Genomic DNA, 22,333 nt, shown 5'->3' on the forward strand with positions numbered 1-22,333 from the left:
TTATGACAATTTTTTATTAATCTGCTGGTGTTTCTTTTGGTAAAATCAAATTTAGTGTTATGCCTGCTAAAGCAGCTAATGCCATGCCTTCAATTTCTAAATTAATACCTAGTCCGTTTAAATTAAATACAAGGTTACCTATCCCTATAACTAATATGACAGATGCAATAACCAAGTTTCTGTTACTCGCGAAATCCACTTCACTTTCTACTAACATCCTCAGACCACTAGCTGCGATGATACCGAAAAGTAAAATCGAGACGCCTCCCATTACTGGCGTTGGTATAGATGAAACTAGTGCTGTGAATTTTCCTACAAATCCTAAAATAATTGCAATAGTTGCAGCGCCACCAATAACATAAACACTGTAAATTTTTGTTATTGCTAACACGCCGATGTTTTCTCCATATGTTGTACTTGGAGGGCCACCAATGATGCTCGCAAACATCGTTGATACACCATCACCAATGATAGACTTATCTAAACCTGGATCTTTAAAAAAGTTACGACCCACAATTTTGTTTATTACCATTTGATGTCCAATATGTTCACTAACTGTCACAAACACAATTGGTATTAATACCATTACTAACCCCAAGTGAAATGAAGGTGTATAATCTTTAAATGGTATGTATACTTCAGGAAATTGTAACCATTTGGCCTTGGCAATAGGCGCAAAGTTTACTAATCCCATAGCAATTGAAACAATATAGCCAGTTACTATGCCGATGAGTACTGGAATTAAAGATAAGAAACCTTTAAAGTAACCTTGCACTATAATCGTTACTAGTAATGTAATCACTGCTACTGCTAAATAACTTAAGTTATAACCTTTCATATCTCCCGAGTTCTCAAACATTGCCATATTGACAGCGGTTGGTGCTAAACTCAAGCCGATAACCATAATAACCGGACCAACAACTACTGGAGGTAATAAGTTCATTAACCAATTTGTCCCACTGATTTTAATTGCTATACCAATCAGAACATACATAACACCACTCATAAAAAGTGCCACAAGCATGTCGCCTAAGCTATGTGAGTTTAACCCTGTAATGATCGGCGTTATAAAGGCAAAGCTTGATCCAAGATAAGCAGGTATTTTTGCTTTAGTAATTAAGATATATAACAATGTCCCTATTCCTGATGCTAAAAGTGCCGATGATATTGGTAGTCCTGTCAAAAATGGTACAAGCACTGTGGAGCCAAACATCGCAAACAAATGTTGCGTACTCAAGAATGCCCATTGTCCAATTTTAGGTCTATCACCTACATCTAATACTGGTTTGACTGTCCGTTCAAACATTGTTTCATTTTCCATGTTTATGCTTCCTCTCATAAAAAAATCTCTTTACATTGAATTCATGTAAAGAGACTAAAAAGTATATATTATCTGTTTTGATTATAGAAAACTAAGCGTTATTCGTAGTTTAAACGGTAGCTCTATATAATTTAATCAAGATAATATGAAGAGGCGTTTGTTTTAAGCTAACAGCTTATCTTTCTAAAAGCTTTATAACCCCCCTGTTAAACGGTGATTATCATAATAGCTTTTACCTCTTCCCTTTTCCAGTCTCTCGTACTGAATTAAAAGGTGCTATTCAATTACAACTGCATTTCTATCATCTATTTCTTGAAGAAACACTGATACATCTTCTTCTTTTGCTGTAGGAATATTTTTTCCTACGAAGTCTGCTCGAATCGGTAATTCTCTATGACCTCTGTCTACTAAAGTAGCTAAACCAATTTTTTTTGGCCTCGCGTACTGTAGAACAGCGTCCAATGAAGCTCGCACTGTACGTCCTGTGTATAAAACGTCATCGATAATAACAACGACTTGATTTGTAATATTTACATCTATTTCATACGCTTTGTCATCAACTTGGTTTATTGTTTGTTCTAAATCATCTCTAAATTGTGTAATATCAATCGTTCCAGTTGGTACGGCGATCTCTTCTATTTGTTCAATCTTTTGTTGTATACGTCTCGCTAAAAATGCACCGCGTGTTTTAATGCCTAACAAGATTAAATTATCGGTACCTTTGTTATATTCTAAAATTTCATGTGCAATACGTGTAACCGTTCTTTGTATTGCTGCTTCATCCATAACAACGCGTTCTGACATTTTTATACACCTGCCTTTAATTAAGTGATGATATAAAGAAAACCTCATGTCTTTATCAGACATGAGGTTTAGTTAAAAAGTGTTCCAAACTTCAAGAGACATCACTCATTAAAATGAGACGCTTTCTCTTCCATAGTTAAAAATTTATACTATGACTCCTATTGTGTTAAGATATTATAACTACAACAGTGCTTCTTCATTTACATGAACAAACAGTAAGTTTATAACCTTTTTTATTAAATACATGTCTTCGGAGCCTCTCTGGACTCTCAATTAAAGACGTTCTCTCTTTATTAAACTGTCATAATAATACCATGAATCATATTACCTTGCAAGTCGGTAAACATGAAAATAACAACTCTAGTAATTGTTAATTCCATTCATCATAAAAACAATAAAATTCTTAAGACATAGACTTCATATTCAATATAAAAAACTAATATTTATGATGGTATGCTCACTTCAAAGTGGACACTTAAAAATGTGAACTTCAATAGACAAAGAAAACGTCAATTTCTATATAATCTCAATAGAAATTGACGTTTATTCTTTAGGCACTGATATTTATATCAAGCTCTTATAATTATTTTTCGCTTCTACGTAACTCAGCTAATAATTGCTCAAAATCGTCTGGTAATGCAGCTGATTTTTCGATATTTTCATGTGTAATTGGATGTTCAAACCCTATTACACCAGCATGTAATGCTTGGCCGCCTATAGCCATCGTTTTTTTCGGTCCATATTTTGGATCACCAACTAATGGGAAACCAATATATTTCATATGCACACGAATTTGGTGCGTACGGCCAGTTTCTAAAATACACTCGATTAATGTATATTTATCAAAATGCTCTAATACATTAAAATGTGTAATTGCATCTTTTCCATCATCAACAACATCCATAGATTGACGATCATTTTTATTTCTGCCAATCGGTGCATCAATTGTGCCATAATCATGAGGAATGTTTCCATGTACTAATGCAACATATTTACGAGTGACTGTCTTATTAACTAATTGATTTACTAAACTACGATGTGCAATATCATTTTTAGCAACCATTAATAATCCAGATGTATCCTTATCGATACGATGCACAATACCTGGACGAATTTCACCATTAATTCCTGATAAATTCTTCATTTGATACATAAGACCATTAACTAAAGTACCTGTATAATGACCAGCTGATGGGTGAACTACCATACCTTTAGGTTTATATACAATAGCTACATCATCATCTTCATAAAAAATATCCAAATTTAAATTTTCTGGTTGAATATCCGCTTCTACAATTTCCTTTTCAGTCACAACTATATAATCATTCATCTTCGTTTTGTAGTTAGATTTAATGACCTTATCGTTAACTTTCACAAGATTCTCTTTAATCCAATCTTGGATTTGAGTACGTGACCAATCTGAATTATATTCAGGTAATAGCTTATCAATACGTTGACCTGTATCGTTCTGGTCTTCTATCTTAAACTCATGTATATCCATACGATATCTCTCCTATTCTTCTTTCTTCATATCTGTTAACAAAGCGATTACTATCAACAAAACGCCTATAGTCAAACTAGAATCTGCTACATTAAATATAGGGAAATTATAACCAAAAATATTTGTATCAACAAAGTCTACAACTTCTCCATGTAACACACGATCAATAAAATTACCTAAAGCTCCTGCAAATAATAAACTAATAGCCACTTGCATTAATAAATGCTGTTTTGCTTCTTTAATGTAAAATATAATTAATACAACAAGAATTATAATTGTAATAATATAGAAAAAACTCATTTTCCCACTCAATATACCCCACGCTGCACCATTATTACGGTGTGAAGTTATATTTAAAAAATTGGGAATTACGTTAAAAGAATCTCCAACTTTCATAGAACTAGCAACAATAAATTTTGTGATTTGATCTAATAATAATATAACGATTGTTATGAATAAAGAAATACCAATGTAGTACTGACGTTTCATGTCTGTACCTCCTATTCTGCGCTCAGTCGCTTTTACAACATCTTTCATTATATCCTAATCAAACTTATAAAAAAAGTTACAGTTTGATTATATATATATAAATTAATAATTCATGATCAACCATTGATCTAATGCTATATATTTATATGAAAGTCATTTAATAAGTTTTCTTAGTATCATAATAAAATAATTTGTCATTGCTCCATGTTAATTACATAACTTTATAAAAATTAAAACGAAACATTATACCGTCAGGTCCTGTAATATTTTTATGCGTCGTCTCAGGATAGTGATAGTCTACACAAGCTAACCCATATGTTTTATGGTTTTCAATACGCTTAATTCGAGAAAACCAATTATTGACTACTATATGTTGGTGATAACCGTTAGAAGATAAATACAATGCTGTGTTTGTTTCTAAGGAAGAAGCTTCTAAACCAAAGAAATTTTTATAATATGAAATTACACGTTTTAACTCTATTGTTTTAAGATTAATATATCCGATTATTGTTTCATCAGGGATGCCTTGCCACTTTTCATTTGAAACATAGGTTAACAAATTAGGCACGTTGATTGGTCGTGTCTCTAAGACAGCCTTATCATCTTCAAACACCCAATCTTCAATCGGATGATCCACATAAAATTCTAAACCATTGCCTTCCGGGTCTTCTAAAAATAATGATGTTGTAATATCGTGTTCTCCACCATTAATAGGTAAATCATTCTCACTCAATTGAACGAGCAAATCCGCTAAATCTGTTTTCGATGGTAATCTAATAGCGAGATGAAATAACCCCGCTTCCGAAGTTAAAGGCTCTCTACCATGGTTAATTTGCTTTAATGTTAGAAAATGATTTGAATTACCAATTTCATAATGAACAATTGAATATGATTCATTTACTACATTAAGCCCTAAGATATGTTCATAAAATTGTTTCATAGCTTCTTTATCTCTTACATTTAATGTTATGCCGTTTACAAAATGTGCACTTTGATTATGAAACATAAAAAACACCCTTCTAAAATCAAGTTTTACTTAAATTCTTATAAATTTCTTTATCCCTGTCCAATTACAGATTCTATTATAAATGCGCATTGTCGAAACTTAAGTAATGGAAGCGTAAATATCAAGCCTCAATGGCATTATGTTTATAAAAATAAATTGGAACGTCAATACACTCCAGAAAAGATGAGGCTAAGACAATTAATTATGTCCCAGCCTCATCCAAATCAATTTATTCAATTAATAACAACTAGCGTTTTAATTATACTAGTGTTTTGACAACTTCTTGACAACGTGGACACAAGTTATTTAATTCGCCTACAGAACCTAATGATTCACTATAATTCCAACAACGTTCACATTTTTCACCATGTGCATGCTCAATACGGATATCACCATATTGGTAAGGAATTCTATTTTCCACTTGGTCTACTACTTCTGCTTGTGAAGTAATAAATAATTGTTGTAAGTCAGCAAATTGTTGTAAGAAAGACGTCGCATCAAAGTTATCATTGCTTCCAATCACAACTTTAGCTTCTAATGATTTACCAATTACTTTTTCGTTACGTGCGACTTCTAATGCACGGTTAACATCATCACGTAATTTCATAAACGTATTCCATCTATCTACAAATTCACGATCTACTTCAACACGTTCTGGCATGTTTGTTAAGTGTACACTTTCTTCCTCTACATGAGGGATATGTGACCAAACTTCTTCAGATGTATGAACTAAGATAGGCGCTAACAATTTGGTCATATCAACAACGATTTGATATAACACTGTTTGCATACTACGACGTTTATGAGAATCACGCTCTTCAATATAAAGAATATCTTTACCATAATCTAAATAGAAATTACTTAGTTCTACATTAATAAAGTTTTGAACTTCTTGGAAAATATCTAAATAATCATAGTTATCATAGTGGTCTAACGTATTCGCAGTAAACTCACGTAATCTATTCAATAAATATTTATCCACTTCTAATAAATTATCTTCAGCGATTGCATCAGTAGCAGGGTTATAATCATTTACGTTACCTAACATAAATCTTAAAGTGTTTCTGATTTTTCTATAAACATCAGAAGTTTGTTTTAAAATTTCATCTGAAATACGTACGTCTGCTAGATAATCAACACTACTCACCCATAGACGTGCAATGTCTGCACCTTTTTGTTTAACAATTTGATCCGGTACAATCACATTACCTAATGATTTACTCATTTTCTTACCTTCTCCATCCATTACAAAGCCATGTGATAGTAACATTTTATATGGAGATTGCCCTCTCGTAGCTACTGAAGTTGTAATTGATGAGTTGAACCAACCACGGTATTGGTCACTACCTTCAAGGTATAAATCAGCTGGGTATGATAATTCCGGACGTTCCTCTAACACACCACGGTGTGATGAACCTGAGTCAAACCAAACATCCATGATATCAGTTTCTTTTGTAAATTCACCATTTGGACTACCTGGATGCGTAAAGCCTTCAGGTAGTAAATCTTTCGCATCACGTTCAAACCAAATGTTTGATCCATTTGCTTCAAATAAATCAGCAACATGGTTAACTGTTTCAGATGTCATGATAATGTCGCCATTTTCAGCATAAAATACTGGTAACGGCACACCCCATACACGTTGACGTGAAATAACCCATTCGCCACGGTCACGAATCATGTTATAGATACGTGTTTTACCCCAGTCCACTTTGAATTGGGTTTCATCGATAGCATCTAAAATATCTTGACGTACTTTATCTATAGATGCAAACCATTGTGGCGTCGCTCTAAAGATAACTGGTTTTTTCGTACGCCAGTCATGAGGATAACTATGTGTAATAAATTCTAAATGTAGTAATGCACCATTTTCTTTTAGTAGGTCTGTAATTTCTTTATTCGATTTATCATAAAACATGCCTTCAAATTGACCAGCTTCATCAGTAAATACACCTTTATCATCTACTGGGCTAATCACAGGTAAATTATATTTTTGACCAACTATATAGTCATCTTCACCATGTCCAGGTGCAGTGTGTACACATCCAGTACCTGCATCAGTAGTAACATGTAAACCATTAATTACTAATGATTCACGCTCAAAGAATGGGTGTTGGGCTTCAACATATTCTAATTCTTTACCTGTAAATTCATTTTCTAATACTAAAGTATCTTCGTCCCATCCTAACGCTTCTACAACATCACTCGCTAAATCTTTACCAATGATGTATTTTTGACCATTTACATTGTATTGACCGTAAGTTAAATCAGGATGCACCGTAATCGCTACATTTGATGGCAATGTCCATGGCGTTGTAGTCCAGATAATAAATTTTGCATCTGGATCGATAATACCTTTACCATCTTTAACATCAAACGCTACATAAATAGATGGTGAACGTTTATCTTGATATTCAATTTCCGCTTCTGCTAATGAAGATTCACTTGATGGTGACCAATATACTGGTTTTTTCCCTTTATAAATCAAACCTTTATCCGCCATTTCTCCAAATAAACGAATTTGAGCTGCTTCATATTCTGGTTTTAAAGTAATATAAGGGTCATTAAAATCGCCTTTAATACCTAAACGCTTGAAATCTTTTTTCTGATTTTCAATTTGCTCTAATGCAAATGCTTCACATTTTTTTCTGAATTCTGCTACTGACAATTCTTTGCGTTTAACACCTTTTTTAGTTAACGCTTGTTCGATTGGCAAACCATGTGTATCCCAACCTGGCACGTAAGGCGTATAATACCCACGCATTGATTTATAACGTGTGATGATATCTTTTAAAATTTTGTTTAACGCATGTCCCATGTGTAAGCTTCCATTCGCATATGGTGGGCCATCATGTAGAATGTATGAAGGATTCCCTTCATTTTTATCTAATACTTTTTGATAGATGTTTTTTTCATCCCATTCTTCTTGTATCTTAGGCTCTTTATTTGGCAAACCACCACGCATTGGGAAATCTGTTTTTGGCATTAATAATGTATCTTTATAGTCCATTTCTATACACTCCTCGTTCCGTTTTCATACTTTATTCATTTTAAATAATAAAAAGAACTCTAAGTTCAATTAACAGGGACGATGTATACCGCGTTACCACCCTGATTAACTCAACTTAGAGTTCTCTCATTATCTTTATTACTTTGTAATGACATAACAGTGATATAAGAAACTAACATATGAAAGGCTCCCACTATCCCTAACTCGCTGTGATATGTTTATTGTTTCAAACGCGTCTGTTATCTAATATTATTTATTTTCTGAATCAGTAGCTGATGTTTGATCGCTAGCAGTTGCGTTATTGTCTGCTTCAGCTCTCGCTTTCATAGCTTTTTCTTCTTCAGTCAATTCATTATCATTTAAGTGATTAATATTTTCTTCAGTGACTTGTTCAGAATCAAGATCATAATTTAATAAATAATCCCAATCTTCATTTTTAAGTAAATCTAATTGTGCTTCGACTAACATACGGAAACGCGATCTGAAAATTTTGGATTGACGTTTCATATCTTCAGTTTGGAAAGATAGTCTACGTGCTTTTTCAACTGCGTCGTTAACAATTCTATCTGCTTCTGCTTTTGCTTTAGATACTATCGCTTCGGCATCTTTTGAAGCAGCTGCTTTAGTTTCTTCTCCGGCTTGTTTAGCTTGAATTAACGCATCACTTACAGATTGATGTACATCTTTATACGATTGAATATTGCTTTCTTTGTCTTCAATCACTTTTTCTAACTGTACTTTATCTTCTTTCAAACGTTCAATTTCATTACTCAATTGTTCTAAATAGCTTTCAACTTCAGTAGGCTCAAAACCATTTCTTGCATTTGTAAAAGTTTTATTTTTAATTTCATTTGGTGTAAAAGGCATAAATATCCTCCTTCTATAATACACTATTTTCTACAACGATTAAATAACAGAAATAGTGTTTTATCGACAATATGTTTTTATAATATATCATTTACTAAATTGCGCAAAGCGTTAAATATGTTATCTCAAATTATATGATAGCTTATTATACCATTATTTGAATAACGTTTTGTAAGAAATTCTGATTTTATCTTTTTTAGTTTTACCGCCTATGTCAGTAATCATAGCTCTACCAAATCCTTGGATTGATAATAAGTCACCACTATCAAGTTGAAAGTCTGCAACGTCAACCACTGTATGATTCACTTTAACACGTTTCTTGTCTATCAGTTGTTTTGCAATAGTTCGTGATTTCCGTATCATGTCTTTTAATACAACATCTAACCTTAAGCCACTTACAGTTGTATCAAATGTTTGCCAATTCTCTTTTGATTGTATCATATCTTTTATAGGAATAGAATTAAGTTTAACTGTTGCGCCTTTGATTCTATTTAATTCCAATATAATATAAGATTCTAGTTGCTTTGTCAAAGTGAATTGAATATTATCTGCCACAACAATGTCACCTAATTGTTCTCTTTCAATTCCAAGTGACATAATTGTGCCTAAAATATGTTGATGTTGTAATGTTACAAATTTTTGTGGATAATCAACTTTAATCAATACAATTTCGAATGCTTCTTCACTTGGTACAAAGTAACTTGGCGCGACAATAGCACGTTTTCTTTCCGCATATGGTCCGCCATAAAATGTAACATTCAAGTCTTCAAAGCTACCGACGACAACCTCCATTATATATTGACCACGTGGATCAAGAAACGTTGTCAATACAGGTGCGTATTGATTATTAGCACGATTGCATTTATCTATAAGTTGATCTATTAAATCATGTTCTTCTTTTCTGAAATGCTGATAAATATCGATGTGTATCACTCCAAATACAATACAAAGCACCTCTCGTTATTTAACGTTAGGTGCTTGTCATTTATTTTATGTTAGTTCATTTAGTATTATTCAATGCCTTACATTAATTTAGTTAAAATCAAATTAAATATGCTCGCTAAACCACTACGGAATAGTACGAGTACTACTATGGCAACAATTGATGATATATCAATCATTCCAATTGGTGGTATAACTTTACGGAATTGCTCTAAAAACGGTTCATATAGTTTTGATAAAAATTGACCGAATTTATTTTCACGTGCATTGGGAATCCATGACATAACAAAATATACAATCATCCCATAATAATAAATCTGAACCAAGAATAAAATAAAATTAAATATGTTTGCTAATAAACCAATATCCATTTATTTTTTACCTCTATTCACCTTGGTATTCCATATTTTCTATTTGATCAGTGATACTTCCAGCAACTTCAACATTGTCTGGCGTACATAAGAATATATCTGATCCAACTCTTTGAATATCTCCACCAATTGCATAAACAGTACCACTTAAAAAGTCGATAATACGTTTAGCAGACACTTTATCAATACGTTGTAAATTAACTAATGTGGCACGACGATTCTTAAGTTCGTCTGCAATATCTTGTGTATCTGAAAAAACACGGGGTTCAAATAAACACATTTTAGAACTTTCTTGTGCAAAAGCGAATTGATCTTGTTCTTGATTATTCATATTCACAACGTTCCTTGTATTATTTTTAGATGAACTGTTATTCATTTGATACTTCCTTTCTCCCGATGATTGCTGTAATCTAGTTGACTGTTTCTTGGGAACGGACTGTATTGATCTTGGCTTTTCTGTATAACCATTATTTGATTGTTCATTAAAGTTGCTTTGAGACTGCGCTTGTTGTTTGTTTTGTGTTCTATTTTGTTCTTCTTCTGGCGGCGCTTCTAATTCGTCATCTTCCTCTTCTACAACGAAAAATCCATTAAATAAATCTTTTAAAGCCACGGGGCTCACTCCTCTTTTCCTACAAGTTTAGTCCCAATTCTCACAAATGATGCACCTACTTCAGCGGCTAAATGATAATCGTTACTCATTCCCATAGAAAGCTCAGTACATGGTGCATAATTTAAATTGAGCGCTTTAATTTCATCTCTTTTTGTTTTTAATAATTGAAACAAGCTTTTTATATATGGCTCATCTTCAGTCAAAGGAGCCATCGTCATAAGACCAACGATTTCTATATTCTCATATTGCTTTAACTCTTCAATAAAAGTCTTAACCTCTGATAACGAAACACCTTGTTTAGATGATTCACCAGATACATTCACTTGAACAAAACATTTAATTTTATGTTCGGCTCTTTTATCAATTTCTTTTGCTAATTTCAAACGGTCTAATGCATGGAAATAGTCAACTTCATTGATAACTTCTTTAACTTTTCTAGTTTGTAATGAACCTATAAAATGCATAACGGCGTCATTAGGTAAGATTGCTTTCTTTTGTTGAAACCCTTCCAAACGGTTTTCGCCGAAATGTCTAATTCCTGCATTATATGCATCATTAGCTCGGTCTATTGTAACATACTTTGTCACTGCAATCACGTTTGGCATTGTTGAAATATTACCCTTTTCGCAATGTGACTGTATTTGTTCATTTATACACTTTAAATTATATTGTACGTCCAATTCTATACACCTCTTCGTTATTGACCAATAAATGCTAACATACGACCCGTATTTCCTTTTTCAACTCTATAAGAAAAAAATAATGATAAATCTTCAGATGTCGCATAGCTTGTTATATAAATATTATTTTTGGGAACACCAGCATATTCTAACAGTAATGCATTCGCAAGTTTCAAATCAATACCGTGTCTATCTACACCTCTAGTTTGTGTATATTGATTAATATCTATCGGCAGCGCTTCAAATTTAGATTTTATATCATCGTTAATTTCATAAGATATAGAAGTTGCGGGTCCAATGACAACATTTAAATCGCTTAACTCAAAATCTATACGTGAAACCATTTCATTGACTATTTGACCAACAGTTCCTCTCCAACCTGCATGTGCAAGACCTATAAAATGATATTTTTCGCTATAAAAGTAAATAGGTACACAGTCAGCATAGCACATTGTAAGTAAAATATTATCATCATATGTGTATAAACCGTCTACACCATGCAATCGATCTGTCAGTGAATCTATATTAGACCCTCTATCTTGTTCAGTTACTTCTACAACTTTATTTTCATGAGTTTGAATTGGAAAAACCCATTGCTCTCTAGGAAATTCAATAGTAGCAGCGAGTATTTCTTGATGTTCAGTGATACTTTGTTGATTGTCGTTAATATATCTTGCCATATTAAAGGCGTTTTGAGGAAAAGGGCTAAAACCATCTTCTCTTGTTGTTATACCCAGTTTAACATTTTTTAAATGAACGTCCTCATATTCTAATGTATGATGCTTTTTAATAAATTTATCTTGCATGATCACAAACCTCCATAGGATATATAAAAGCAACATTATTATTAATTAAATTTAAAAAAGTCATCAGATCTACTGACCTGATGACACTTTATTATTTAATTTAGTCTACAAAACTTGTTGCGACTAACGTCTAGTTCTTCTTGAACGTCTTTCTTCTCTATTTCTAATGAAACTTGGAATATCATCTTCATTAGTTGTATGTGCTCTACCTTCACTAGCGTTTTCTGATGATGCTTGTGAAGCACTTGCTGAACTTGAAGAAATTGTGTCTTCTTTAGTAGTACTTCCGCTTGTTGCACTATTACCAAAGCCAGTGTTTGAAGCTTTACGACCTTGTGATGAAGGTTTGTCTTCAAAACCAGTTGCGATAACTGTTACAACAATTTCATCTTGTAATTCTGGGTTAATTACTGTACCGAAGATCATATTAACATCTTCGTCTGCTGCATCTTGCACGATATCTGCTGCTTCTTGTGCTTCGAAAAGTGACAATGATTCTCCGCCTGTAATATTCATAAGCACACCTTGCGCACCTACGATTGAAGTTTCTAGTAATGGTGAAGAAATTGCTTTTTTAGCAGCTTCTACTGCACGGTTTTCGCCAGAAGAAACACCGATACCCATTAAAGCTGAACCTTGGTTAGACATAATTGTTTTAACGTCTGCAAAGTCTAAGTTAACTTCACCAGATACAGCGATTAAATCAGAGATACCTTGAACACCTTGACGTAATACGTTATCTGCTTCTTTAAATGCTTCCATCATTGGTGTTGATTTATCAACAATATCTAATAAACGGTCATTAGGAATAACGATTAATGTATCAACAGCAGCTTTCATTGCTTCAACACCTGCTGCAGCTTGCGTTTGACGCTTACGGCCTTCAAAACCAAACGGACGTGTTACAACACCTACTGTTAATGCGCCCATTTCTTTAGCAATTTTTGCTACAACTGGAGCAGCACCTGTACCAGTACCGCCACCCATACCAGCAGTTACGAATACCATATCTGCACCTTGAATTGCATCTTCAATTTGTTCACGTGACTCTTCAGCAGCTTTTTTACCAATTTCAGGGTTAGCACCGGCGCCTAAACCACGTGTTAATTTTTCACCAATTTGGATTTTAGACTCAGCTTTTGATAAATTTAAAGCTTGTCCATCCGTGTTAATTGAAATAAATTCAACATTATTCATACCATGGTCAATCATACGGTTTACAGCGTTATTACCGCCGCCCCCTACACCGATGACTTTTAACGTCGCTAAATGATTAAATCCTTGTTCAAATTCTAACATTTATATTTCCTCCTAGTTTTAATGGCCAATCAATCGAATAGAGATTTCATAAGTTTTTTGAATTTACCTTCTTCTTTGTCTTGAGGTTTACGTTCTTCATCATGATCGATGTTTACTTCGTTATCGTACACCTCTGGCTCTTCTTCTGCTTCAACAGTATTAGTTGCTTCTCTTGACTCAGTTGATGACATTTGAGGTTCTTCAGGTTTGTTCGATTTTTTCTTAAACCAATCAAATCCACTTGATTTTGTACTATGTTCTCTTTCATCAGATTCGATGACTTCTTCCTCGAATTCTTCACTGTCATGATTACTAATTGTAACATAATCTAGTAATTCGTCGAAAGTAATGCTACTAGAAATTGTTGAAATTGCTGACGAGAACTCAGGTTTTCTGATTCCCATTTGTGATGGAGTGTGAATTCTCACTTTTTCACTCACCATATCTTGAAGCAATTCTTTAACTCCTAATAAGTTTGCAGAACCACCCGTAATAACAAAACCACCATTTACTTTTGTAAGTCCTAATTCTTGCAATACTTCAAACACATTAAAGAAAATATCTTCGACGCGTGCTTCAATAATGTCTGCTAAGTCTTTTTGTGTAAATTCCGCTTCTTCGTCACTGTTGACTTGTTCAACGGAAAATACATCGTGATCAGAAGCAGAATCAAAGAAAGCGTGTCCATATTGATGTTTAATTTTTTCAGCGGTCTCGTATGAAGTATTTAAGCCTGAAGCTATATCTTCAGTAATATCTCGACCTGCCATTTCTAATGCATCTGCATCAACTAATTCACCACGCTCGTAAAATGCAAGTTGCGTGATATCTTCACCAATGTCGATTACACATGCACCTAATTCTTTTTCAGTAGCTGAAAGAACTGAGCCATAGTTGTATGCATCAGAATATACATCAAGTACATCCACGCCACAAGATTCAACACATTTAATCATATTAATTAATATTGATTTTTGTATTGCAATAACACCAGCTTCAACTTTCAGACTATGTCTAGCAATCAATTCTTTTGGATCAGAAACTTCATTCTCCCCATCTACAATAAATTTAATTGGAAATGCGTTAATAATTTCAGTTTCAGGGACATCATTTTTATCGCGAATACTTTCAAGTACACTTTCAATATGTGTACCATCTAATTCTGTATCTTCATAAAATTCTATTTCATTGGACTCATCAAATACCTCTGTTCCGATAATAGGTAGTTTTAAAAATACTTCCTTAATATCTACTCCTGAAGCAATAGAGGCTTTTTTGATTGTATCTTTAATTGCTTGTTTAGCAATATCGAAATCATCAATAAGACCATTTTTAATCCCACTTGTGTAGGTTTGTCCTGTACCTATCACATTTATACCGTTGTGAAATTTCTCGCCTACTATCGTTTTAACGCTCGATGAACCGATATCTATACTTACATAATAATGCTCTTCCATAGATAGGCACCTCCTGACAATAACTTATTCAAATTCACACTATTAATAGTTTACAATAGGTTTTAACGCTTGTGAACTATAAAGATAAGTATTTGTCGAAATTTTTTAATTATTTTTGTCTGTTTTCTCATTAATCTTATTTAATGCACTTTGAAGCTCATCTTTTGCCTTATCTTCTTCTGTTGTACCCTTATCCACATTTTGGTCACTTGAAGATTTTGTAGTGCTATCACCACTATATGGAATAAACGATGCACCTACTGATAAATCAATATACCCCGCTTTTTTTAATTCTCCAGATTCATCACGTTCTAATGATTGTGACATTTGCGGATAGTATTTCATTTTTTTACCAATTGTATTTAAATTACCAAGAATTTGAATATCGTCTGTTGTGAATAATTTGATTTGATTTTGTGCATTTTCTTGAGGGTCAAATTTAATTTCTGCTATCATCCCTCTAACCTTCGCAGGCATTTCAGAAAGCGCTTGTATAATCTTTTCTTTTTTGTCTTTTTCAAACCCTTCAAGAATTGGTCCATTATCAGTAGCATTACCATCATAATCTTCTAACTCTGTACCGTCTTCTAAAACAGGTACGTAATTATCTTTCTTTTTAGTTAAGGCTACAATTTGTTTTTCTGACACTTTCACAGTTAACTTGTTTGGAAAATGCTTTTTAACTTCTGCACTTTTGATAAGCGTGCTTTCTTCAAGCTTGTTTTGAGCATTTGTAGTGCTATAAGTGTACATTCTTGAGTTGTCTTTTACGTTTATAGCTTTATTAATTGTATTCTTAGATGTATTATCATTCCCGCTAATCTCTACACTACTAATCTTACTCAAAGGTGTAAACATATAAATCAATATTAAAATAATTATAAACAATAAAACACCAAATACTGAATATTGAATTTGCTTTTGTCTTTTACGTCTTTTTGCTCGTTTCTCTTTTAAGTAATCAGAGTCAAATTCACTAACTTTGTCAGACATTTAATATCACACCCTTTAAAAAGAAGGTAAATTTGCTTGGAAACTTTGGATAAATTTATTTCCACGCTCTTCAAAAGTATTGTACTGATCCCAACTTGCACATGCTGGTGATAATAATACAACGTCATTTGGTTCTATGACAGACTGTATCTTATCTACTGCATCTTGCACATCAGAAGCTGTAATGACGTACTTACCTTGGCTTTCACCTAACTTCACAAATTTCTCCTTTGTCTCACCGAAAGTTACCATAACTCTTACATTTTTCATATGTGGAATAAGCTCATCAAAGTCATTGCCACGATCTAGCCCGCCACATAACCAAATGATTGGTTGTTTGAACGAATTTAATGCAAATTGTGTAGCTAATGTATTCGTAGCCTTTGAGTCATTGTAATACTTGTTCGTTTTATTTGTTCCAATATATTGTAAACGGTGTTCAATACCTGAGAATGACGTCAAACTATCAATAATTGCTTTAACGGAAACTCCAGAAAGTAATGCTGCCAATACTGCGGCAAGAATATTTTCTAAATTATGTTCACCTGGTAGCACAAGATCATCTATATGAATGATTCTAAAACCTTTAAATACAATATAGCCATCCTCAACATAAATACCGTCTACTTCTTGATGAGTTGAAAAATAATATGTTTTTGCTTTCAATGATTCAGATTCGATTAAATGACGTTGATGGTAATTACAAATTAAATAATCATTTTCTGTTTGGTTAATATATATTTTCTTCTTAGCATTTTGATAATTTTCTAGAGATTCATGATAATCAAGATGCGCTGAATAGATATTCGTAATTATAGCGATATGTGGTTTATACTTATCGATTCCTAATAATTGGAAAGATGATAACTCCGTAACTAAATAGTCATCAGCTGAGACTTCTTGTGCAACTTTTGAAGCCACATAACCAATATTACCCGATAGTTTACCAGTCACCCTACTTTTTTGAAACATATCTCCAATTAATGAAGTCACTGTTGTTTTACCGTTTGTACCAGTTACACCAATAATTGGCGCTTCTGATATTAAATAACTTAATTCTACTTCCGTTAATATTTTCAATCCTTTTTCAGTTGCTGCTTCTATTAATGGAACATTATAAGGAATACCTGGATTTTTAAATATTATAGGATTACTATCTAACAATGAAAGTGGGTGGTCTCCCCCAATTACTGTTATGCCCATATTTTCTAAATCGATCGCATGTGCATCTTGACTCAAGTCTTTACCGTCATTGACAATTACATTTGCACCAAGTTTTTTTAATAATTTAGCGGCTTCATAACCACTTTTCGCCAATCCAATCACTAATACGTTTTTATTTTCTAATTCTGTATACTTCAGCAATTTAATTCACTCCAATCCATAAACCGATGAGTCCTGTAATCAATCCTACTGTCCAGAATACTGTCGTCACTTTTTTCTCATTCCATCCAATCAATTCAAAATGATGATGTAACGGAGACATTTTGAAAATACGTTTTCCAGTCAATTTAAATGAAGTTACTTGTATCATAACCGATAATGTTTCTGCTACAAATACAAAACCGATAAAAATTAGAGACAGTTCTTGATTGAGCATAATAGAAATAGTAGCAAATATACCACCTAGTGCCAAACTACCCGTATCTCCCATAAAGACTTTCGCCGGATTCAAGTTGAATGGTAAGAAGCCAATTAGCGCAAAAATCATGATAATACAGAATAATCCGATAGACGTTGCACCTTGGAAGTAAGCCATAATTGCATACATTACAAAGCCGATAATAGATAAGCCTGTAGCTAGGCCATCTAATCCATCTGTTAAATTAACTGCATTTGAAAAACCTACTTGCCAAAAGACTATGAAAATTACATATGCAATCGAAAGTGGTACTTCAATATTTGTAAAAGGCAAATGAATTCCTGTAGAAAAGTCAGTTAAGTTAAATACTTGGCTTAAAATAAAGAAGATAACTGCAATACCTATTTGAGCTAAGAATTTTTGCTTACTCGTTAAACCTTCATTATTTTTCTTTACTACAATAATGTAATCATCAATAAACCCAATTAAACCAAAACCTATTGTTACAAATAACAACAAAATAATCGGATTAGAGTTATCCATAAAAATGATTGCTAAAATTGAAGTTACAATAATACTAATGAGAAAAGTCAATCCACCCATAGTAGGTGTGCCTGTTTTCTTCATGTGACTTTGCGGACCTTCTTCTCTAATGCTTTGCCCAAATTTCATTCGTTTTAACGTTGGTATTAGAACTGGGACTAATATAAACGTGATTAACAGTGCGATAATTGCGAGTAAATAAACCATATTGCGCTCCTTTATTTATTTAATTGGATTATGTCGTTATGCTCGTCGATTAGTCATATGTACTGAGGTTCGTAGCCAACCAATTCAAGTTGTTACTTTATTGCAACACTTAGTGATTAGCTACTTTTATTTAAACCTCAAAGTTGATTACATATTAAGTCTTAGATTTTAATGAAATATCTCCATTAAGAAAATCCACTTAGCTCAAACTACGATTCATTATCTTTTGAATCTTTATTTTCATCTGAGTCTTTGTTGTCATCTTTGTCTTTTGAATCTTTGTTTTTATCTGAGTCTTTGTCCGAACTAGATTCGTCTTTTGAAGTTTGGCCATTAATATCTTCTGAAGATAACGTTACTTCAATTTTATCTTTGCTGCTTATTTTTTGTCCTTTAGTAACAGATTGATTCGATACAAATCCACTACCTTTTGTTGTTACTTTAGTTTTTGTAAGTAACTCAAATGCCACAACTTCTTCTTTCGACCAACCTGTCATATCAGGCATTGTAATATCACTATCTGTCAATAATAATACTTTACTGTTAGGCAATACTTCTTTATTAGCGCTCACAGATTGCTTAGTAATTTTCTCTCCATCGCCAATTACTATAGGTTTTAGAGACTTACTATTTATTTTATCTTGCGCTTTTTGCGTTTCTTGTCCTTCAACATTAGGTACTTCACTATATTTCACATCTGAGTTGTCTTTAGTATTCTTATCTCCAACATTCAGATATTTTAGCGTATTTTCCATAATAGGTTTAAATGCTTTACTTACACCCATCTCATAAGCTTCTTGATCATTTTTCTCTGCTAAACTCATACCAGCATAAACAATTACTTCAGGGTCATCTTTTGGTGCATCACCGATAAAACTAACAAAATACGGATTTTCACCTTCAACATAACCACCATTATCTGGGTCTGCAACTTGTGCTGTACCTGTTTTACCTGCAACATCATAACCATCGATTTGATAGTTCTTAGCATGGCTATCTTCACTATTTACAACTTTATCTAACTCAGTACGCACTTTTTTAGCTGTATCTTTCGTTATAGGTTTACCATCATATTCTTTCTTACCTTTATAAAAAGTATCTTTGCTGACGGGGTTCGTTATATTATCAACATACCAAGGCTTAATCATGTTACCGTCATTAACGAAAGCAGATTGCGCTTTAAGCATTTGTACTGGTGTTACTGTAGTAGACTGACCAAACGCAGATGTTTTCTGTTGTGCTTCATTATCCCAAGCGATTCCACCAGTAGCTTCCCCGTCAAACATACCGTTTGTAGATTGACCGAAACCAAATTTCTCATACCAGTCTTTCATTTTATCTGCGCCAACTAAATCTTGCAGGTGCATCATTAATGTATTAGACGAATATGTGAATCCTAGTGACATTGGGATTTCTCCCCAACCCACCTTGTTCCAGTCAGAAATTTTTGATCCCATGACTTCTCTAGGTTCGGCTGTATATTTTTTATCTGGTTCAAATTTCCCTTCTTGTATAGCAGCTGCTAAGCCATATGATTTAAAGGTTGAACCAGGCTCATATGTGTTTTGGTATAAATCATTTGCCCACTTTTTACCGAAATCTTTTCCTGTTTCTGGATTAAAAGTTGGACGCTGACTAAACGCGAGTATTTCACCGGTATGTGCGTCCATTACAACAGCGAATAAATCTTTCGGTTTATAGTGTTCCACCATGCCATCTAATGCCTCTTCAACAAATACTTGGATATTAGAGTCCAATGTTAAATGTACATCATCCCCACGTTTAGGTGTTTTTTCCTTCTTAGTATTAGGTGCAATATAACCCCATATATCATGGATGTAAGATAATGCTCCTTTTTGCCCAGATAAATAACTATCAAATATTTTCTCAACGCCCATAGCGCCTTTCAAGTCGCCACTATCCGGATCTTTTTGAGCCATTCCAATTAAATGTGATGCAAAGTTTCCATTAGGATAAAAACGTTCAGTTTCTGGATAAAGCGTTACACCAGGTAACTTCATTTTTTCAATTTTTTCTTTTTCTTGATATGTTAAATCAGTTCCTTTTTGTCCAAATTCAACTTGGAACGCTTTTTTATTATCTAATTTTTCTTCAATTTCTTTAGCAGACATATCAATGACTGTCGCTAACTTCTTAGCAGTTTCTTTCTTATCTGTAACGTGTTTAGGTTTATCGCTACCTTCACTTGCTTTTTTATCAACAATAGCCACGACTTTATACCGTTCGACGTCTTCTGCCAAAATCTTCCCATTACGGTCATAAATTTTTCCGCGTTCAGGTTGTTGCTGGCTATTAACTAAATATTTCTCGTTTGCCTTCATAATTAAATCTTCACCTGAAGAATGTCCAGTTAGCATTATATATGAATATCTTAAAACCAACGTAAAAAAGAGCAGTCCGAATCCAAGAATGAGTAGGACTGCCCCTATTTTACTTTGTTTAATAAGAAACTTGGGTTTTTTTAATCTAATTTTTCGCTTCGCCATTATTACGCACTACCTTTACATTGTCGTTCTTAAGGCTCATTCCTTCGTTTTTGGCCTTATCGTAAATGCGTTCATATGAAGAGTTCTTTTTAATTTCAGATTCTATTGCGCTATTTTCACTTGATTGTTTTTCGATTTTTGTATCTAAATCTGCAATTTTTCCTCGAGTATCATACGCATCCATTTTTAAAGATAGCATATAAATACTTATCAATGCAATTACTGTTATAAGTCCTATGTATAACATTTTCTCAAATTTTGTAAGTTTAACTACAACTTTGCGTTTTACGGTTTTGGGCTGGGTCGAGGGTTGCGACTCAGGAATTTGTGTTTCCGGTTCATTATAAGGTTGATATATCTTTTCTACTGCCACTCAACATTCACTCCTTATTTTAATATTTCTGCAACACGTAACTTCGCACTACGCGCTCTATTATTAGTTTCTAGATCTTCATCAGTAGCGGTAATAGGTTTACGATTAACGCGTTTCAATTTAGGTGTGTATGCTTCGGGTATAACTGGTAATCCCCTTGGTACATCTGGCCCCTTTTCGTACTCTTGAAACATTTGCTTGCATAAACGGTCTTCCAAAGAATGGAACGTTATGACTGAAATTCTACCATCAACTTTTATTAAATCTATCGCTTGTTCTAATGAGTCTTCAAATGATGACAATTCATCATTTACCGCTATTCTAATTGCTTGGAAAATCCTTTTTGCTGGGTGCCCGCCTTTACGTCTCGCTTTGGCAGGTATTCCTTCTTTAATGACATCAACAAGTTCTAATGTCGTTTCGATTGGCTGTTGTTCTCTATTTTGCTCAATACGTCGGGCAATTTGTTTAGCAAATTTCTCTTCACCATAACGATGGAAAATTTTCACTAATTTTTCAAACTCCCAATCATTAACGACTTCATAGGCTGATAATGATTGGGATTGATCCATACGCATATCTAACTTCGCATCGTGATGGTAACTAAATCCACGCTCTGGTATATCTAACTGTGGGCTAGAAACCCCTAAGTCGTAATAAATACCATCTACTTTTTCAATATTCAAATCATTTAAAATTTCAGTTAATTTTCTAAAGTTGTTATGGACAAAGGTAACTTTATGCAAATGATCCTTTAAAACTTCTTTTGCATTTTCAATAGCTGTAGTATCTTGATCTATTGCTATCAGTCTTCCTTTGTCACCAAGTTGATTTATTAAATATAGTGCATGACCTGCTCCACCTAATGTACAGTCGACATACACGCCATCTTCTTTTATATTCAAATAATCAATGGTCTCTTTAAGCATTACGCTGACATGATGAAACAAAATAACGCCTCC

The 22,333-nt window shown here is 33.5% G+C and carries 20 protein-coding genes; all 20 read right to left on the minus strand.

The genetic code is table 11. The features are described 5' to 3' along the window. Positions 1–16: 16 nt before the first annotated feature. The gene (locus J5E45_RS03280) at positions 17–1,321 is read right to left on the minus strand and encodes a uracil-xanthine permease family protein (RefSeq protein WP_039066839.1); all 1,305 of its coding nucleotides are present in this window, start codon (positions 1,319–1,321) and stop codon (positions 17–19) included. A 276-nt stretch (positions 1,322–1,597) separates the two neighbouring features. Further along, on the minus strand, positions 1,598–2,125 hold the full coding sequence (gene pyrR, locus J5E45_RS03285; protein WP_039066840.1) for a bifunctional pyr operon transcriptional regulator/uracil phosphoribosyltransferase PyrR: 528 nt from the start codon (positions 2,123–2,125) through the stop codon (positions 1,598–1,600). Positions 2,126–2,708: 583 nt separating this feature from the next. Beyond that, positions 2,709–3,626 (minus strand): RluA family pseudouridine synthase, encoded by a 918-nt coding sequence (locus J5E45_RS03290; protein WP_039066842.1) that lies wholly within the window; start codon positions 3,624–3,626, stop codon positions 2,709–2,711. Between the two features lie 12 nt (positions 3,627–3,638). Continuing rightward, a complete protein-coding gene (lspA, locus tag J5E45_RS03295; protein ID WP_069792868.1) occupies positions 3,639–4,115 on the minus strand; it encodes a signal peptidase II in 477 nt (158 codons plus the stop codon). Between the two features lie 211 nt (positions 4,116–4,326). After that, on the minus strand, positions 4,327–5,121 hold the full coding sequence (locus J5E45_RS03300) for a VOC family protein (protein WP_101050796.1): 795 nt from the start codon (positions 5,119–5,121) through the stop codon (positions 4,327–4,329). Positions 5,122–5,380: 259 nt separating this feature from the next. Next, on the minus strand, positions 5,381–8,131 hold the full coding sequence (gene ileS / locus J5E45_RS03305) for an isoleucine--tRNA ligase (RefSeq protein WP_208181576.1): 2,751 nt from the start codon (positions 8,129–8,131) through the stop codon (positions 5,381–5,383). A 249-nt stretch (positions 8,132–8,380) separates the two neighbouring features. Continuing rightward, complete coding sequence (locus J5E45_RS03310) at positions 8,381–8,998, minus strand: DivIVA domain-containing protein (RefSeq protein WP_107548727.1); 618 nt, start codon at positions 8,996–8,998, stop codon at positions 8,381–8,383. Positions 8,999–9,151: 153 nt separating this feature from the next. Further along, on the minus strand, positions 9,152–9,931 hold the full coding sequence (locus J5E45_RS03315) for a YlmH family RNA-binding protein (protein ID WP_107548728.1): 780 nt from the start codon (positions 9,929–9,931) through the stop codon (positions 9,152–9,154). An 89-nt stretch (positions 9,932–10,020) separates the two neighbouring features. Continuing rightward, entirely contained in the window at positions 10,021–10,311 is a 291-nt protein-coding gene (locus tag J5E45_RS03320; RefSeq protein WP_039066850.1) for a YggT family protein, read from the minus strand. 13 nt (positions 10,312–10,324) lie between these two features. Beyond that, positions 10,325–10,924 (minus strand): cell division protein SepF, encoded by a 600-nt coding sequence (locus J5E45_RS03325; RefSeq protein ID WP_039066851.1) that lies wholly within the window; start codon positions 10,922–10,924, stop codon positions 10,325–10,327. Positions 10,925–10,929: 5 nt separating this feature from the next. Beyond that, positions 10,930–11,604, minus strand: coding sequence for a YggS family pyridoxal phosphate-dependent enzyme (locus tag J5E45_RS03330; RefSeq protein WP_208181577.1), 675 nt, complete (start codon positions 11,602–11,604; stop codon positions 10,930–10,932). A 17-nt stretch (positions 11,605–11,621) separates the two neighbouring features. Continuing rightward, complete coding sequence (gene pgeF / locus J5E45_RS03335; RefSeq protein WP_039066853.1) at positions 11,622–12,410, minus strand: peptidoglycan editing factor PgeF; 789 nt, start codon at positions 12,408–12,410, stop codon at positions 11,622–11,624. A gap of 123 nt (positions 12,411–12,533) precedes the next feature. After that, entirely contained in the window at positions 12,534–13,709 is a 1,176-nt protein-coding gene (gene ftsZ / locus J5E45_RS03340; protein ID WP_039066854.1) for a cell division protein FtsZ, read from the minus strand. Between the two features lie 29 nt (positions 13,710–13,738). Further along, a complete protein-coding gene (gene ftsA, locus J5E45_RS03345) occupies positions 13,739–15,166 on the minus strand; it encodes a cell division protein FtsA (protein ID WP_039066855.1) in 1,428 nt (475 codons plus the stop codon). Positions 15,167–15,271: 105 nt separating this feature from the next. Beyond that, on the minus strand, positions 15,272–16,159 hold the full coding sequence (locus J5E45_RS03350) for a cell division protein FtsQ/DivIB (protein ID WP_208181578.1): 888 nt from the start codon (positions 16,157–16,159) through the stop codon (positions 15,272–15,274). 15 nt (positions 16,160–16,174) lie between these two features. Then, positions 16,175–17,524: a UDP-N-acetylmuramoyl-L-alanine--D-glutamate ligase gene (murD, locus tag J5E45_RS03355; RefSeq protein WP_039066856.1), complete on the minus strand. Its 1,350-nt coding sequence runs from the start codon at positions 17,522–17,524 to the stop codon at positions 16,175–16,177. A 1-nt stretch (position 17,525) separates the two neighbouring features. Next, a complete protein-coding gene (gene mraY, locus J5E45_RS03360; protein WP_069792875.1) occupies positions 17,526–18,491 on the minus strand; it encodes a phospho-N-acetylmuramoyl-pentapeptide-transferase in 966 nt (321 codons plus the stop codon). 209 nt (positions 18,492–18,700) lie between these two features. Next, positions 18,701–20,998 carry a penicillin-binding protein gene (locus tag J5E45_RS03365; RefSeq protein WP_107549552.1) on the minus strand — a complete coding sequence of 766 codons (2,298 nt, stop codon included), beginning with the start codon at positions 20,996–20,998 and terminating at the stop codon, positions 18,701–18,703. Beyond that, on the minus strand, positions 20,979–21,371 hold the full coding sequence (ftsL, locus tag J5E45_RS03370) for a cell division protein FtsL (protein ID WP_017724210.1): 393 nt from the start codon (positions 21,369–21,371) through the stop codon (positions 20,979–20,981). Before ftsL ends, J5E45_RS03365 begins: the two co-directional genes overlap by 20 nt. Before the next feature lie 14 nt (positions 21,372–21,385). Next, on the minus strand, positions 21,386–22,321 hold the full coding sequence (gene rsmH / locus J5E45_RS03375; protein WP_039066861.1) for a 16S rRNA (cytosine(1402)-N(4))-methyltransferase RsmH: 936 nt from the start codon (positions 22,319–22,321) through the stop codon (positions 21,386–21,388). Positions 22,322–22,333: the final 12 nt, after the last annotated feature.

The organism is Staphylococcus shinii, from assembly GCF_017583065.1.
Classification (GTDB): Bacteria; Bacillota; Bacilli; order Staphylococcales; family Staphylococcaceae; genus Staphylococcus; species Staphylococcus shinii.